Source organism: Guyparkeria sp. SB14A (genome assembly GCF_005096345.1).
GTDB lineage: Bacteria > Pseudomonadota > Gammaproteobacteria > Halothiobacillales > Halothiobacillaceae > Guyparkeria > Guyparkeria hydrothermalis.
Genome location: NZ_SWAW01000003.1, coordinates 49,114 through 63,409 on the forward strand (window position 1 = coordinate 49,114; position 14,296 = coordinate 63,409).

Sequence of the window (14,296 nt, forward strand, 5' to 3'; positions counted from 1 at the left end):
CCAAGGAGAGAGACATGGCCGCAGAAATCAAGACCGAGGAACTCGAGTACCGTTCGGACGACCGGACCATGAAAGGCCTGGTCGCCTTTGAGGCCAACGCGGCCGGGCCGCGGCCGGTCGTGCTGGTGGTACCGGAGTTCTGGGGGCGGACGGCCTACATGGAAAAACGGGCCCGCGACATGGCCGAGGCCGGTTACGTCGGGTTTGCCATCGATCTCTACGGCGACGGCCGGGTGACCGAGGACGCCGGCGAGGCCACCGAGCTGATGAATCAGGCCCTGACCGATTTCGACGCGCTCAAGACCCGTTACCGACTCGCGATCGAGGCGATCAAGCGCCACGACGCGGTCGATGCCGAGCGCCTGGCGGCGATCGGGTACTGCTTTGGCGGCGCGGTAGCCCTGAGCATGGCCCGTCAGGGCGTACACCACGATGCGCTCGCCACCTTCCATGCGGGCATCGAGGGACTGGCGCCGATCGCCGGATCGATGGACACACCCACCTGGATCTTCACCGGCGAGGAGGACCCGATGGCCGACCCGCAGCAGGTCGAACGGGTCGCCGAGGAAATGCGCGCCGCGGGCGCCGAGGTGCATGTGACTCGCTACCCGGGCGTCAGTCACGCCTTCACCAACCCGGGGGCCGACGAGAAGGCCGAGAAATTCGGCCTGCCGCTGTCCTACGACCCGGCCGCCGATCGCGACTCGTTCACCAAGGCGTTGGGTTTCTTCGCCGACAAGCTCGGCTGAGTGCCGGTCCGGATTGGGCCGATCCAGATTGGGGCATGACCCGGCCCGTCACCCGGGCGGCTGCCCGATTTTGGGGCGTCCATCGCGGGCGCATGGACTGCGTCCTGCCCGGAATCGCAAGTGATGGCCGTGGAGAAACGGCGCCCGCGCGCCGGTCGCGCGTCGCCATCGGCGTGTCACAAACCGCTGGCACGCTTCTCGCTGTTAGTGGTTTGCCAACGCGACGCGTCTTCCTTCATCGGTTCCGGCGTGCCCCGCTTGGTGCTCTTTGACTCCTCCTTGCTGGGCGCCCCTCGTGGGCGCCTCTTTTTTGCCGCGCGCCGGCGCCGGCCGGTCGGCCCGCTCGGGTTACACTGCGCGGCAGTTCGTTCACCACCAACAGGGAAGCCATGCACTCGGCCAACTACATCAGCACCATCGACCGCTACCACGAGCAGTCGCGGTCGATCCGCGAACTGATCGAATCGATCATCACCGGCATCGGCGAGCCACGGCTGCTCACCGACCAGGCGGCCCTGCATTCGGTGACCGAGAAACTGATCGATCTCTACCCGTTCGTCGACCTGGTCTACCTGCTCGACGAGGACGGCGTGCAGATCGCCGAGTACGGCGCCGACGAGACCGGGCAGGTCAATCGCGCGATGGGTCGCGGCAAGGGCACCGATCGCAGCCAGCGACCGTACTTCAAGTTCTTCCACGAGGGCGAGTACGTCCACCTGACCGAGCCGTACCTGTCCTCGGCCTCGCGGGATCTCTGCATCTCGGCGACCCTGCAGATCGAACACCAGGGCCGGGTGGGCTACCTCGTCATCGACGTGGACCTCGAGGCGATGATCAGCTTCCTGCTCGGCGACACCCTGCGCCGGCGGATGGAGCCCTTCTTCCGCGCCCTCTACGGCCTGTTCGCCGCGGCGATGATGCTGGTGGCCGGCGTGCTCTTCTACAGCAGCATGAGCGAGCTGGTGCACGCGCTGCTCGAGCCCGGCTGGGCGGCCGAACTGCGGCTCAAGCCGTTCGAGGTGATCGTCGTGCTCACCCTGGCCATGGCGATCTTCGATCTGGCCAAGACGGTGTTCGAGGAGGAGGTGCTGATGGAGAAGGACGTCCATCGCCACAGCACGGTGAGGCGAACGATGACGCGGTTCGTCGCCGCGATCCTGGTCGCCATCCTGATCGAGGGCCTGCTGACCATGTTCAAGGTGTCGATGGGCTACTCCGACCAGGGCGCGGTCGCCACGCTGATGGTGTTCGCCGCCGCGGCCCTGCTGGTCGCGCTCGGCCTGTACGTCTATCTCGGCGCGCTCGCCGAGAAGGCCCTACTGGGCAACAATGGCCGCAGTCGCCGATTGCGCAACGTCCGCGATCGCCACGACCACTGACCCCCGGAGCAAGGAAACCGGCATGACCGCACTTGGCCCCCTGATGATCGATCTCGCCGGCCCGGAGATCACCCCGGCCGATCGGCGACGCTTGCAGCACCCTTCCACCGGTGGGGTAATCCTGTTCGCACGCCATTTCGAGGGGCACGCCCAGCTCGCCGAGTTGATCGCGGAGATCCGCTCGCTGCGTCGCCCGCATCTGCTGATCGCCGTCGACCAGGAAGGCGGGCGCGTGCAGCGCTTTCGCGGCGACGGTTTCGTCCCCCTGCCGGCGATGGGACGCATCGGCAAGCTCTTCGAGCAGGACCGGCAGGCCGGGCTCGAGGCGGCCCGTTCCCTGGGCTGGCTGATGGCCGTGCAGTTGCGCGAGGTCGGGGTGGACCTGAGCTTCGCGCCGGTGCTGGATCTCGACCGCGGCATCAGCGGCGTGATCGGCGACCGGGCCTTCGACGAGCGGCCCGAGGCGGTGATCGCGCTGGCGATCGCCTGGACCGGCGGCATGCAGGAGGCCGGCATGGCCGCCGTGGGCAAGCACTACCCCGGCCATGGCGCGGTCGCGGCGGATTCGCACATCGCCCACCCGGTCGACCCGCGTCCGCTGGCGATCATCGAGAAGACCGACCTGCGACCGTTCCGCGCCATGGCCGATCGCCTGATCCCGGGCCTGATGGTCTCGCACGTGGTCTACCCGGAGGTGGATGCCCGGCCGGCCGGCTTTTCGCCGGTCTGGGTGCGCGAGATCCTACGCGGGCAGTGGGGCTACGAGGGCGCGGTGTTCAGCGACGATCTCACCATGGCGGCCGCCTCGGCGGTGGGCGAGATCGAGGAGCGGGTGGCCCAGTGCCTCGCCGCCGGGGTGGACATGGCGCTGGTCTGCAATCACCCCGAGCTGGTCGACCGGGTACAGAAGTCACTCGACATCGCGCCCAGTGCCCAGCGCGAGGCGCGCCTGGCCCGGATGTTCGGCCATGGCCCGGTGCCCAGCGAATCGAAGCTGGCCCACTCGCCGCGTTACGCCGAGGCACGGCAATGGATCGAGCGCCTTGGCGTCGACGAGCCGGACCTGTTCCCCGACCGCGCCTGAGCCCTTTCCGACGGAGACGCCCATGCAAACCCGCGACGAGCTGCGCCAGCAGTCCGATCAACTCCAGGCCCTGCTGGGCCGCTGTGACCTGCTGGTCTCGCCGGACGAGATGCAGGCGACCTACGCCCGTCTGGCCGAGGAGATCAATCGGCAGCTCGCCGGTCGATTGCCGGTGGTGCTGGCGGTAATGAACGGCGGGCTGGTCAGCGCCGGGCAAATCGTGCCGCGCCTGACCTTCCCGCTGGAGCTTTCCTACCTGCACGCGACCCGCTACCGCGGGGCGACCACGGGCGGGGCATTGAAGTGGCTTGCTCAGCCGGACATCGAGCTCGCCGGTCGCGAGGTGCTGCTGATCGACGACATCCTCGACGAAGGGCACACGTTGGCGGCGGTGCGCGAGTGGTGCCTCGACGCGGGCGCGGCACGGGTCTGGATCGCCGTGGCCACGGAAAAGGCGCACGAGCGCAAGGTGCCGGACCTGGCGGCGGATTTTCCCGGCATCGTGGTGCCCGACCGCTACATCTTCGGCGAGGGCATGGATTACCATGGCTACTTTCGCAACCTGCCCGGCATCCACGCCCTTCCCGAGGGCGAGTGAGCCGACGGGCGACATGAATCGACGGGAGGGCTGACGTGCATCTGGCAATCATCGGCGGGACGGGGCTGTCCCAGATCGAGGGCATCGACGAGGTGCGTCACCAGGTGGTGTCCACGCCATTCGGCGAGCCGTCCGGGCCGGTGACCATCGGCCGGATGCAGGGCTGCCAGGTGGTGTTCCTGCCACGACACGGCTACAACCACCGCATCCCGCCACACCAGATCAATTACCGGGCGAACATCTGGGCCCTGCGCGAACTCAAGGTTAGCCGCATTTTGGCGGTGGCCGCCGTCGGCGGTATTCACCCGGACATGGGGCCGGGCTCGCTGGTGGTGCCCGATCAGCTGATCGATTACACCTGGGGGCGGCCGTCGACCTACTACGAGGGCGATCTCGACTCGGTCACCCACGTCGATTTCACCTATCCCTATGATGCCTCGCTGCGCGAGGCCTTCCTGGCGGCGGGCCGGGCGCTGGACCTGCCCATGGTCGACGGCGGCACCTACGGTGCCACCCAGGGCCCGCGCCTGGAGACGGCCGCCGAGATCCGCCGACTGGAACGCGACGGCTGCGACGTCGTCGGCATGACCGGCATGCCGGAGGCCGTGCTCGCCCGCGAGGCCGGTATCGACTACGCCAGTCTCAACGTGGTGGCCAACTGGGCGGCCGGCGTGCACGACGGCGAGACCGTCTCCATGAAGGAAATCGAGAAGACCCTGTCGACCTCGATGCGCCAGGTCCGCCGCGTGCTCAAGGAGATCCTGGGCGGCGAGGACCAGATGCTCTGCCGCATGAAGGTTGGTTGACGAACCCCTCGACCCGGCCCCTTGTTCCCGGATGCCCTGACCTGACAGTCATTCGCTGGCAGGGTAAAATGTCCGCAAATCATCCGCTCGCCGCCGGGTCCGGCCCCGAATCGACGCATCGATCCGGGCCGGATCGGGCGGCGCGTCATTCCAAGCGAGATTCCCATGACGCATCAAAGCCGCTACACCGGTCTGCTGGACCGGTTCCGTGACCGTCTGCCGCTGTCCGACGACACGCGCCTGATCAGCCTGGGCGAGGGGGCCACGCCGTTGATCCGGCTGCACAACCTGCCCAAGGTGCTCGGCCGCTCGGTGGAAATCTACGTCAAGTACGAGGGCCTGAACCCGACCGGTTCGTTCAAGGACCGCGGCATGACCATGGCGGTCACCAAGGCGGTGGAAGAGGGCTCCAAGGCCATCATCTGCGCCTCGACCGGCAACACCTCGGCGGCGGCCGCCGCCTACGCGGCCCGGGCCGGCATTACTGCCTTCGTCATCATCCCCGACGGCAAGATCGCGATGGGCAAGCTGGCCCAGGCGATGATGTACGGCGCGACCATCCTGCAGATCCGCGGCAACTTCGACGACGGCATGCGCCTGGTCAAGGAAGTCGCCGAAGAGGCGCCGGTCACCATCGTCAACTCGGTCAACCCCTACCGCCTGCAGGGTCAGAAGACCGCGGCCTTCGAGATCGTCGAGGAGCTCGGTCGCGCCCCGGATTACCACTGCCTGCCAGTGGGTAACGCCGGCAACATCACCGCGCACTGGATCGGTTACTGCGAGCTCTCCGCGGTCTCCGGCGAACAGGTGACCGAGTCCTGCGCCTACTGCAACGGCAAGTGCCCGTTCGCCGGTGGCGGCTCGGGTGGCAACCGGCCCAAGATGGTGGGTTACCAGGCGACGGGCTCGGCGCCGTTCATGCGCGGTGCCATGGTCGACGACCCGGACACCGTCGCCACGGCCATTCGGATCGGCCACCCGCAGAGCTGGGGCCGTGCCTGGAAGGTGATGGAGGAGAGCGGTGGCTGGTTCGCCGAGGTGACCGACGCCGAGATCCTGGCTGCCCAGCGCATGCTGACCCAGCACGAGGGTATCTTCTGCGAGCCGGCCTCCGCCGCCTCGTTGGCCGGCCTGATCAACGATCTCGAGGCCGGCAAGATCCAGGACGGCTCGAGCATCGTGCTGACCCTGACCGGCAACGGGCTCAAGGACCCGGATACCGCCATCGCCCAGTGCACCGGCGACATGCCGGGGGTCGAGAAGGCGACCATGGTCACCATCGACGCCGACCTCGACTCGGTGCGCAACGCGATCCTGGGCTTCATGAAGTAAGCCCGGCTCGTCAACCGACGCTGACCAAAAGACCCCGCCTCGGCGGGGTCTTTTTCGTGTCGGGGGTAGGGCGCCCCAGGAAAGTATCAAGGAAGGCCGCCAGAGGGCCGTCGACGGCATCCGTTTGGCGCAGGCTGACGTTGGGGTGCCTCGGTCGCCTTTCAGCGCAACCGTGCTTGCTGGTCTGCCGACCTTGGCGATCGTGTGTTGCCGGCAGTCGTTCCTTCCCCAAGGTCACCCCGGTTTGGCAGGCACAAAAAAACGGGTAAGCGGATTAAATGGTTGATCTTACCTTTGCATGAGAGTGAGACAGACCGGCATCTCATCGGATTATCTGGTTGATGCTTCACCTACTGCTGGTGCATGTTTCCTTCGCTAATTCCAGCAAGAACCCCACACGCCTCAACTTCCCGGTCATCGTTGCAACTCGCTCTCAGTGAAACGAGTTGTTTCTCAAGCGCTTGCAGAGCGGTTATCTGCGACCGCACATGAGAGATGTGATCATCGAGCAAGGCGTTGACGGCGGTACAAGGCTGATGAGGGTCGTCCTGATAGCTCTGTAGTTCGTGAATCTCAGCCAGTGACAGGCCCAGGATTCTGCAGCGACGGATGAAGGCCAGCCCCTCACCATGCTTCTCGGTATAGACACGGTAACCGTTGTCCTGCCGATCAGGCGGCGGCAACAAGCCCTGCTGTTCATAGAAGCGGATCGTCTGTGTTTCGACCCCTACCAACTGCGCCAACTGACCAATGCGCATCAGCCTCCTCCCCAACGGATTCTTTACTCTATTGACCTTATAGTAGCTTTATAGTTTTAAATGGTACCACAACATTGTTCAAGTGGAGTCGTATCATGAGCAAATCCTGTGGTGGCGCCTGTGGCGGTGATGCAACGTCCGCAGCGGATACCGATATACAGGCCTCCTCCGAGGCGCCAGGGAGATGGGTCAGTGTTTATGCCGTGCCGAAGATGGACTGTCCATCAGAAGAACGAATGATTCGCCTAGCCCTGAACGGCTTTGAGGAGATTCGGGCACTGTCCTTCGACTTGTCGAACCGCCGGTTGAAGGTCGTGCATGACGGCGAGGCTGAGCCCATTACCGCGAAACTGGCGACCTTGGGGCTAGGCGCCTCGCTTCAGGAAACCGTCATTGCCGACCCAGAGACGATCAAGGCCGCTGAGAGCTCGGCAGTCTCTGCTACGCAGGAGTCAGGCACTCTGCGCGTGTTGCTCGGTATCAATGCGATCATGTTCGTGGTGGAAATGACTGCTGGCCTGATCGCCCAGTCTACCGGCCTGATCGCTGATTCCCTGGATATGTTTGCCGATGCAGCCGTCTATGGCCTGGCTCTCTATGCCGTAGGGCGCAGTGCGAAAATGCAGGTACGTGCCGCGCATCTGGCAGGGGTACTGCAACTGATTTTGGCTATCGGCGTACTCGTCGAGGTGGTGCGACGCTTTGTTTTCGGTAGTGAGCCTGAATCGCTGATGATGATGGCGATCGCCTTCGTCGCATTGATTGCCAATACCAGTTGTCTGCTGCTCATATCCAAACATCGGGAGGGCGGGGCGCACATGAAGGCAAGCTGGATATTCTCGGCCAACGACGTGGTGATCAACCTGGGGGTCATCACCGCCGGCGCTCTGGTCGCGTGGACCGGGTCCAATTATCCGGATCTGATTATCGGCACCATCGTGGGGGGCATTGTACTTAACGGTGCCAGACGCATTTTGGCGTTGAAGGGTTAAATAATGCTCATTATTGGCAAAAAGCTCTCGCCGTATGCCCTATTGTCCATATCGGGCCTGCTGGCAGCGTCTGATCAGGCCGTAAAATGGCTGGTGCAACAATCAATGGCCTATGGCGAGTATGTTTCGGTGACCCCGTTCTTTAACTGGGTGCACCTATGGAACACCGGTGCCGCATTCAGTCTTTTTGCGAATGGTGGAGGCTGGCAGCGCTACTTTTTTATCGGAATCGCGGTAGTGGTCTCGATTTTTCTGATCAAGCTGATCCTTGAAAATCGTCATAAAGGAGAAGCCATCGCTTACAGTCTTATCCTCGGTGGCGCCATGGGCAACCTGATTGACCGGGTCTTTCGCGGCTATGTTGTGGATTCCTTTGATTTCTATTGGCGAGACTGGCATTGGCCGGCCTTCAACCTGGCTGATATTGCAATTGTCCTCGGTGCCTTACTTTTCGTTTCCAGCAGCTTGTTGGGTAAAAAAGCAAACACCAATGCCGAGCCGGATGGATCTGACTGACACCTACGCCTATACAACACCATGACCGAACTTCCCGACAACATCCTTCACCTGCCGCAATACCAAGTACTGGGCTGCAAATCAACCGACGACGAAATGCACTTCCAGGTGGACGTGCCCGATCCCATCGCCTGCGAGGAATGCGGCGTGCAGGGTGAGTTCGTACGGTTCGGCAAGCGTGACGTTCCCTATCGTGATCTGCCCATCCACGGCAAGCGGGTCACTCTCTGGGTGGTCCGCCGCCGATACACCTGCCGGGCCTGCAAGACAACATTCAGGCCCCAGCTACCGGAGATGGTGGACGGATTCCGTATGACACTGCGGCTGCATGAGTACGTGGAGAAGGAATCCTTCAACCACCCCTACACCTTTGTGGCGGCACAGACCGGCCTGGACGAGAAGACGGTGCGCGACATCTTCAACGCCCGCGCCGAGTTCCTGGGGCGCTGGCACCGCTTCGAGACGCCCCGCATCCTGGGCATTGACGAGCTATACCTGAACAAGCGCTACCGCTGCATTCTGACCAACATTGAGGAGCGAACCCTGCTCGACCTGCTGGCCACCCGCCGCCAGGACGTGGTGACCAACTACCTGATGAAGCTGAAAGACCGGCAGAAGGTCGAGATCGTCAGCATGGACATGTGGAACCCCTACCGGGCAGCGGTCAAGGCTGTGCTGCCCCAGGCCCGTATCGTGGTCGATAAGTTCCATGTGGTGCGCATGGCCAACGATGCCCTAGAGAGAGTGCGCAAGGGCCTCAGAAAGGAGCTGAAACCGTCCCAGAGCCGGACTCTCAAGGGAGACCGGAAAATCCTGCTGAAACGCGCTCACGAAGTCTCAGACCGGGAGCGCCTCATCATGGAGACCTGGACAGGCGCGTTCCCGCAACTGCTGGCCGCCTACGAGCACAAGGAGCGCTTCTACGGCATCTGGGACGCCACCACACGGCTCCAGGCAGAAGCCGCCCTGGACGAGTGGATAGCCACCATCCCGAAGGGCCAAAAGGAAGTCTGGAGCGATCTGGTCAGGGCAGTGGGAAACTGGCGCGAAGAGACCATGACCTACTTCGAGACGGACATGCCCGTCACCAACGCTTACACGGAGTCCATCAACCGACTGGCCAAGGACAAGAACCGTGAAGGGCGCGGTTACTCCTTCGAGGTGATGCGGGCACGAATGCTCTACACCACGAAGCACAAGAAGAAGGCACCGACTGCGAAGGTCTCTCCTTTCTACAAGAAAACCATCGGTTACGGACTGCCGGACTTCGCAGAGGAACTCAACTACGGAGTCGATCTATCAACCATCTGAGGGTGGTATCAGATTGATGGGGTGAAGGTGCCCCATCAACCATTAAATCCGTATACCCAAAAAAACCCCGCCGAAGCGGGGCCCTTGAGACCGTTGGGTCGGGTCGTGGATTACTCGCTTACGCCAGTAACCGCAGCGCCAACAACCTTCGGCTCGTAGTCGTAGCAGTCGCTCATGCAGCGCTGGTTATCCGTGTCCGGACGGGTGTCGGTCACGTAGTAGTCAGCTGCGGGCATCTTGACGTCGGCCAGGGTCTCGTTGCTGCACGTGAACTCGTAGTCAACGATGTTGGCCAGGTTGAGAACGTAGCAGGTGACTGCGTACGACTCGTCAACACCCATGGTGCCCGGTGCGTAGAACGGCATGTGGCGCTTGATCATGTCGAACAGCGTCGGGGCGTGACCCCAGGCGTTGTTGACACCACGGTTGCCGACGCCATCGAGCCCCTGCTTGAGGGAGGTGATGAACTGCGGCATCGGATCGCCGGCCATCTTCGGGTAGCCCTCGGCGCCTTCACCGAACGCGCCGTGGCACATGGCGCACTGCGTGTCGTACGGCTCCTGGCCAGCCTCGACGGTGCCAGAACCCTTCGGCAGGTTTTCGCCGTCGTAGAACACACTGATGTCCCACGGCTCGATCGCCTTGTCGGTGATGTTCTTGCCAATGCCGTTGAAGCCACTGGCGTGCTCGGCTGCGATGCCGGCGGTGCTCAGGCCCAGGGCCATGGCACCGGCCGCGAGACCCAGGCCGAACTTAGAAGTTTTCAATTTGGACATTCTTCACCTCGCCAGTCTTCTCGATTTTCCAGGCCTGAATGGAGTTCTTGTGGTAGATGCTGTTCGTGCCACGAACCTTGCGCATCTGTGCCAGAGTCGGCTGGACGTAGCCGGTCTCGTCGGTGGCACGGCTCATGATCAGGTGCTCGTCACCGTTCCACTCGAACGGCAGCTTGAACTTGGTCACGCACTTGCTGAGTACCGGCTCGACCAGCTCGGCCTCTTGCCAGTTCTTGCCGCCATCGACGGAGACGTCGACGTGGGCGATCTTGCCCTGGCCCGACCAGGCGATACCACGGATTTCGTAGCTGCCCTTGCCCTTCATGTGGTTGTCCGGGCACGGGTAGTTGATGACCGAGTTCGCCATGTTCAGGAACGAGAACTGGCGGATGGTGCCATCCGGCAGCGGCTCGATGTAGTGACGGGTCTCCTGGTAGGTCACCAGCGGCTTGTCGACGAACTTGATGCGGCGCAGCCACTTGATCGACATGTTCGCTTCGCAGCCCGGGAGCAGGAAGCGGATCGGGTAACCGTTCTCCGGACGCAGCGCTTCGCCGTTCTGGGCGTAGGCAATCATCGCGTCCTTGTAGAGCTCGCAGTCGGAAGCCTTGATCGGCTCGCCGAACTGGTCCTTGGCGCCTTCCATCGGGATGGAACGCTGCAGGGCGGAGCCGTCGGCACCTTCCGCGTAGAACCAGGTCGACTTCGGATCGACGCCGACGTATTCCATCAGGTCGGTGATCTTGACGCCGGTCCACTCGGAGCAGCTCACCATGCCGTGGGTGAACTGCATGGAGTCCATCTGGACGCCGCGCCACTCCATGGCACCGTTGGCCGGGCACTCGAGGAAGTGGATCGCGGTGTGCGACGGCATGCGCTTGAGGTCGTCCATGGAGAAGATCATCGGCTTGTCGACCATGCCGTGGATGACCAGCTGGTGGGTCTCCGGATCGATGTCGACGGCACCGGCGTGGTGACGCTCGAAGTGCAGACCGTTCGGCGTGATGATGCCGTTGAGGTCCTGCCACGGGGTGAAGCTGATCGAGGCGACAGTGTCGGCGGTCAGCCAGCTGACGTTGCGACGCACGACGTCCTTCTCGAACTTGGACGGCATGCCGTAGGGGACGGACACGACGCCACGGCCCAGGATGTTCCGGGTCGGGTTGATCTCGAGCGGCTCGTTGACGGTCTCCAGCTTCACGTCACCGTAGGCATTGCCGGCGGCTGCAGCAGCAGCACCGGAAGCCGCCAGCGCGACGCTCTTGCGGAGGAATTTGCGACGGTCGCTGGAAGCCACGCCCTCGCGGGCATCGCTCTGCGGCGTCTGATCAAGTGTGGTTTCTGACATTGCTCACTCCTGCATCGTAGGCAATTGGTCGGATCATCATTCTTTAGATCCATTCCGGGCCTTCCGGTTCTCCGACAACCGAAAGGCGCGCGTTTTTTGAGGACAGGCCGGCGGCTTGCCGATGTCGACAATGACCCGCTATTGTTCATGGGTCTTCCAGCCGGGTCAATCCGAACCGGATTCCCTGATCGATGGCCCGATCAAAAAATTGAACCGGCAGCAATCTACATCAGCGGGTTCTAATTAACAACCGCATGCGGGTTTGATCATTTAATGGGGTATCAGCGCACGTGACCGCTCGTGCGGCGAACCCCGCGGGCGCGCGCCCGAGCCATCAACCCTTGGCTCGACTGGGGTGGGCCGTTATAGTTTGCCGGAAATATCCATCAGGGCAGCGACCTCCACCGTGTACCGTTCCATCCGTGTCCAAGACGCCGATTTCGACATTGGCCACCTCCTCGGCGAGATGCGCTCGCAATGCGCCCATGTCGGCGCCGTCGCCAGTTTTCTCGGCACCGTGCGTGACATCAACGACGACCTCGAGGTCAGCGATCTCGTCCTGGAGCATTATCCGGGCATGACCGAACGGGCACTCGAGCGGGTGGCCGATGAGGCGATTTCCCGTTGGCCCCTGGCCGGCGTGAGTATTGTTCACCGGGTGGGTCACCTGCGACCGACGGACCAGATCGTGCTGGTCGCGGTCGCCAGCGCGCATCGCGGCGACGCGCTCGAGGCCTGCAGCTTCATCATGGATTACCTCAAGACGCACGCGCCGTTCTGGAAGAAGGAGGTCGACCCGGAGGGCAACACCCGCTGGGTGGACGCCCGCGAGAGCGACGAGGTCGCACGTCGGCGCTGGTTCGCCGATTTCGATTGAGCCGGGAGGGCCGCGCGTGGAATCCGTCGAACGAGTGATCGAGCGACTGGCCGAGTGGATCGGGCCCCTCGGGGAGACCGAGCGGGTGCCCGTGCTCGAATCGGTCGGCCGGGTGCTGGCCGAGCCGCTGACCGCCCCGCGTGACGTGCCCATCGCGCCGCTGAGCCTGTTCGACGGTTACGCTGCCGCCGGCCCGCTGGTCTCGGGCACCTCGTTGCCGGTGGTCGGCAAGCAGTTCGCGGGCGATGCCCCGGCGCGGCTAGAGTCCGGCACGGCGATGCGCATCTTCACCGGCGCGCTCCTGCCCGAGGGGGCGGATACCGTGATTGCCCAGGAGTCGGTGACCGTCGAGGACGGCCGGGCCCGTTGGGACGAGGACGTTTCGCTCGGCGCCGGCGTGCGCGCCACGGGGGCGGATACCCGGGAAGGGCAAACGCTGCTCGAGCGTGGTATCCAAATCAATGCGGCCATGCTGGGGCTGATTGCCAGTACGGGCGTCGCCAGCATTCCGGTCTCCCGGCGGGTGCGCGTGGCGCTGCTGACCACCGGCGACGAGTTGCTCGCGCCCGGTGAGCCGTTCGCGCCGGGCAAGATCTACGATGCCAACGGGCCGATGCTGGAGGTGCTTCTAAAGGCCGCCGGCGTCGAGATCGTCCAACGGGCCGTGCTGCCCGATGACCCCACCGTGATCGACGCGCGCCTGCGCGAGGCGGCCGAGGCCGACCTGATCGTCACCTCCGGTGGTGTCTCGGTGGGCGAGGCCGACCTGGTGCGCGCCGGCGTCGAGGCGCTCGGGCGCATCGACCACTGGCGCATCTTTCTCAAGCCCGGCAAGCCGTTGGCGATCGGCGAGGTGCTGGGCACACCGTTTCTCGGCCTGCCGGGCAATCCGGTGTCCACCTTCGTCACCTATCTCCGATTCGTGCGCACGGCGATCGACCGGCTTGCCGGTCGAACCAACCCGGGCGCCTGGCCGGTCCAACCGCTGCCCCTGGCCGCCGCTCGGCGGGGCGGGGATCGCCCCGAGTATATCCGCGTGCGTCGCGTCGAGGTCGACGGGCGGGTTCAACTGGAGGCCTACCCCGACCAGAACTCGGGGCTGTTGAGCTCGCTGGCCTGGGCGGACGGTCTCGCGCTGATCCCGCCCGATGCCCGTCTTGCCGCCGGCGACACGGTCGAATTCACCGCCTTCAAGGAGCTTGGCCTATGAGCCGCACACTGACCCACCTGGACGAGAAGGGCGAGGCCCGCATGGTCGACGTCGGCGACAAGGCGCATACCCAGCGGGTGGCCGTGGCCGAATCGCGCATCGTCATGCAGCCCGAGACCTTGGAACTGATCCTCTCCGGTGGCCACAAGAAGGGCGACGTGCTGGCCACCGCGCGCATCGCCGGGATCATGGCGGCCAAGCGCACCGGCGATCTGATCCCCATGTGCCACCCGCTGATGCTCACCAAGGTGAAGGTCGAGCTCACCCCCGAGCCCGAGCACCACGCCGTGCGCATCACGGCCGAGTGTGCTGTCACGGGCCAGACGGGCGTGGAGATGGAGGCGCTGACCGCGGCCTCGGTGGCCGCGCTGACCTTGTATGACATGTGCAAGGCCGTTGATCGCGGCATGGTGATCGAGCAGACCCGGCTGCTGGAGAAGCGCGGTGGCAAGAGCGGTCACTGGCGGGTGGAAGACGAGGCCTGACGACCGGCCCGGCGCGTGATTACATGACCCGATCGGTTTGTATCGCCATAACGCTTGCATTTTCGGGCATGGCTG

15 protein-coding genes are annotated in these 14,296 nt (G+C 64.0%); 12 read left to right on the forward strand and 3 right to left on the reverse strand.

The features are described from left to right. Positions 1–14 precede the first annotated feature (14 nt). The 6 genes from FAZ79_RS02085 to thrC all read left to right on the forward strand — a co-directional run bounded on the left by FAZ79_RS02085 (position 15) and on the right by thrC (position 5,948). Positions 15–749 (forward strand): dienelactone hydrolase family protein, encoded by a 735-nt coding sequence (locus FAZ79_RS02085; RefSeq protein WP_136866265.1) that lies wholly within the window; start codon positions 15–17, stop codon positions 747–749. Positions 750–1,138: 389 nt separating this feature from the next. Next, positions 1,139–2,128, forward strand: coding sequence for a PDC sensor domain-containing protein (locus tag FAZ79_RS02090; RefSeq protein WP_136866266.1), 990 nt, complete (start codon positions 1,139–1,141; stop codon positions 2,126–2,128). A 22-nt stretch (positions 2,129–2,150) separates the two neighbouring features. Continuing rightward, positions 2,151–3,212 (forward strand): beta-N-acetylhexosaminidase, encoded by a 1,062-nt coding sequence (gene nagZ / locus FAZ79_RS02095; protein ID WP_136866267.1) that lies wholly within the window; start codon positions 2,151–2,153, stop codon positions 3,210–3,212. A gap of 22 nt (positions 3,213–3,234) precedes the next feature. Next, a complete protein-coding gene (locus FAZ79_RS02100) occupies positions 3,235–3,810 on the forward strand; it encodes a hypoxanthine-guanine phosphoribosyltransferase (RefSeq protein ID WP_136866268.1) in 576 nt (191 codons plus the stop codon). A gap of 35 nt (positions 3,811–3,845) precedes the next feature. Next, the gene (locus FAZ79_RS02105) at positions 3,846–4,616 is read left to right on the forward strand and encodes an S-methyl-5'-thioinosine phosphorylase (RefSeq protein WP_136866269.1); all 771 of its coding nucleotides are present in this window, start codon (positions 3,846–3,848) and stop codon (positions 4,614–4,616) included. A 165-nt stretch (positions 4,617–4,781) separates the two neighbouring features. Continuing rightward, on the forward strand, positions 4,782–5,948 hold the full coding sequence (thrC, locus tag FAZ79_RS02110) for a threonine synthase (RefSeq protein WP_136866270.1): 1,167 nt from the start codon (positions 4,782–4,784) through the stop codon (positions 5,946–5,948). 350 nt (positions 5,949–6,298) lie between these two features. Here thrC and cadR read toward each other — a convergent pair whose 3' ends face one another. Continuing rightward, the gene (gene cadR / locus FAZ79_RS02115) at positions 6,299–6,706 is read right to left on the reverse strand and encodes a Cd(II)/Pb(II)-responsive transcriptional regulator (protein ID WP_004364961.1); all 408 of its coding nucleotides are present in this window, start codon (positions 6,704–6,706) and stop codon (positions 6,299–6,301) included. A gap of 95 nt (positions 6,707–6,801) precedes the next feature. Here cadR and FAZ79_RS02120 point away from each other — a divergent pair, with 95 nt between their 5' ends. Genes FAZ79_RS02120 through FAZ79_RS02130 form a run of 3 tightly spaced genes read left to right on the forward strand, consistent with a single transcriptional unit; the run spans position 6,802 to position 9,525 of the window. Continuing rightward, positions 6,802–7,698 (forward strand): cation transporter, encoded by an 897-nt coding sequence (locus FAZ79_RS02120; RefSeq protein WP_136866271.1) that lies wholly within the window; start codon positions 6,802–6,804, stop codon positions 7,696–7,698. A 3-nt stretch (positions 7,699–7,701) separates the two neighbouring features. Further along, positions 7,702–8,214 (forward strand): signal peptidase II, encoded by a 513-nt coding sequence (lspA, locus tag FAZ79_RS02125; protein WP_004863699.1) that lies wholly within the window; start codon positions 7,702–7,704, stop codon positions 8,212–8,214. Between the two features lie 21 nt (positions 8,215–8,235). Continuing rightward, positions 8,236–9,525: an ISL3-like element ISPpu12 family transposase gene (locus tag FAZ79_RS02130; RefSeq protein ID WP_004574636.1), complete on the forward strand. Its 1,290-nt coding sequence runs from the start codon at positions 8,236–8,238 to the stop codon at positions 9,523–9,525. A 110-nt stretch (positions 9,526–9,635) separates the two neighbouring features. Here the strand turns inward: FAZ79_RS02130 and FAZ79_RS02140 are convergent, their stop codons facing one another. Then, positions 9,636–10,301, reverse strand: coding sequence for a cytochrome c (locus FAZ79_RS02140; RefSeq protein ID WP_136866272.1), 666 nt, complete (start codon positions 10,299–10,301; stop codon positions 9,636–9,638). Beyond that, positions 10,279–11,649, reverse strand: coding sequence for a sulfite dehydrogenase (soxC, locus tag FAZ79_RS02145; RefSeq protein ID WP_136866273.1), 1,371 nt, complete (start codon positions 11,647–11,649; stop codon positions 10,279–10,281). Before soxC ends, FAZ79_RS02140 begins: the two co-directional genes overlap by 23 nt. A 406-nt stretch (positions 11,650–12,055) precedes the next feature. Between soxC and FAZ79_RS02150 the strand changes: the two genes are divergently transcribed. From FAZ79_RS02150 to moaC, 3 genes are read left to right on the forward strand one after another with little or no spacing between them, the layout of a single operon-like run. Then, positions 12,056–12,526, forward strand: a complete 471-nt coding sequence (locus FAZ79_RS02150) for a molybdenum cofactor biosynthesis protein MoaE (RefSeq protein WP_282097222.1) — start codon at positions 12,056–12,058, stop codon at positions 12,524–12,526. 16 nt (positions 12,527–12,542) lie between these two features. Next, complete coding sequence (glp, locus tag FAZ79_RS02155; RefSeq protein ID WP_169303529.1) at positions 12,543–13,736, forward strand: gephyrin-like molybdotransferase Glp; 1,194 nt, start codon at positions 12,543–12,545, stop codon at positions 13,734–13,736. Beyond that, positions 13,733–14,221, forward strand: coding sequence for a cyclic pyranopterin monophosphate synthase MoaC (moaC, locus tag FAZ79_RS02160; RefSeq protein WP_136866275.1), 489 nt, complete (start codon positions 13,733–13,735; stop codon positions 14,219–14,221). Before glp ends, moaC begins: the two co-directional genes overlap by 4 nt. The last annotated feature ends 75 nt before the right edge of the window (positions 14,222–14,296 follow it).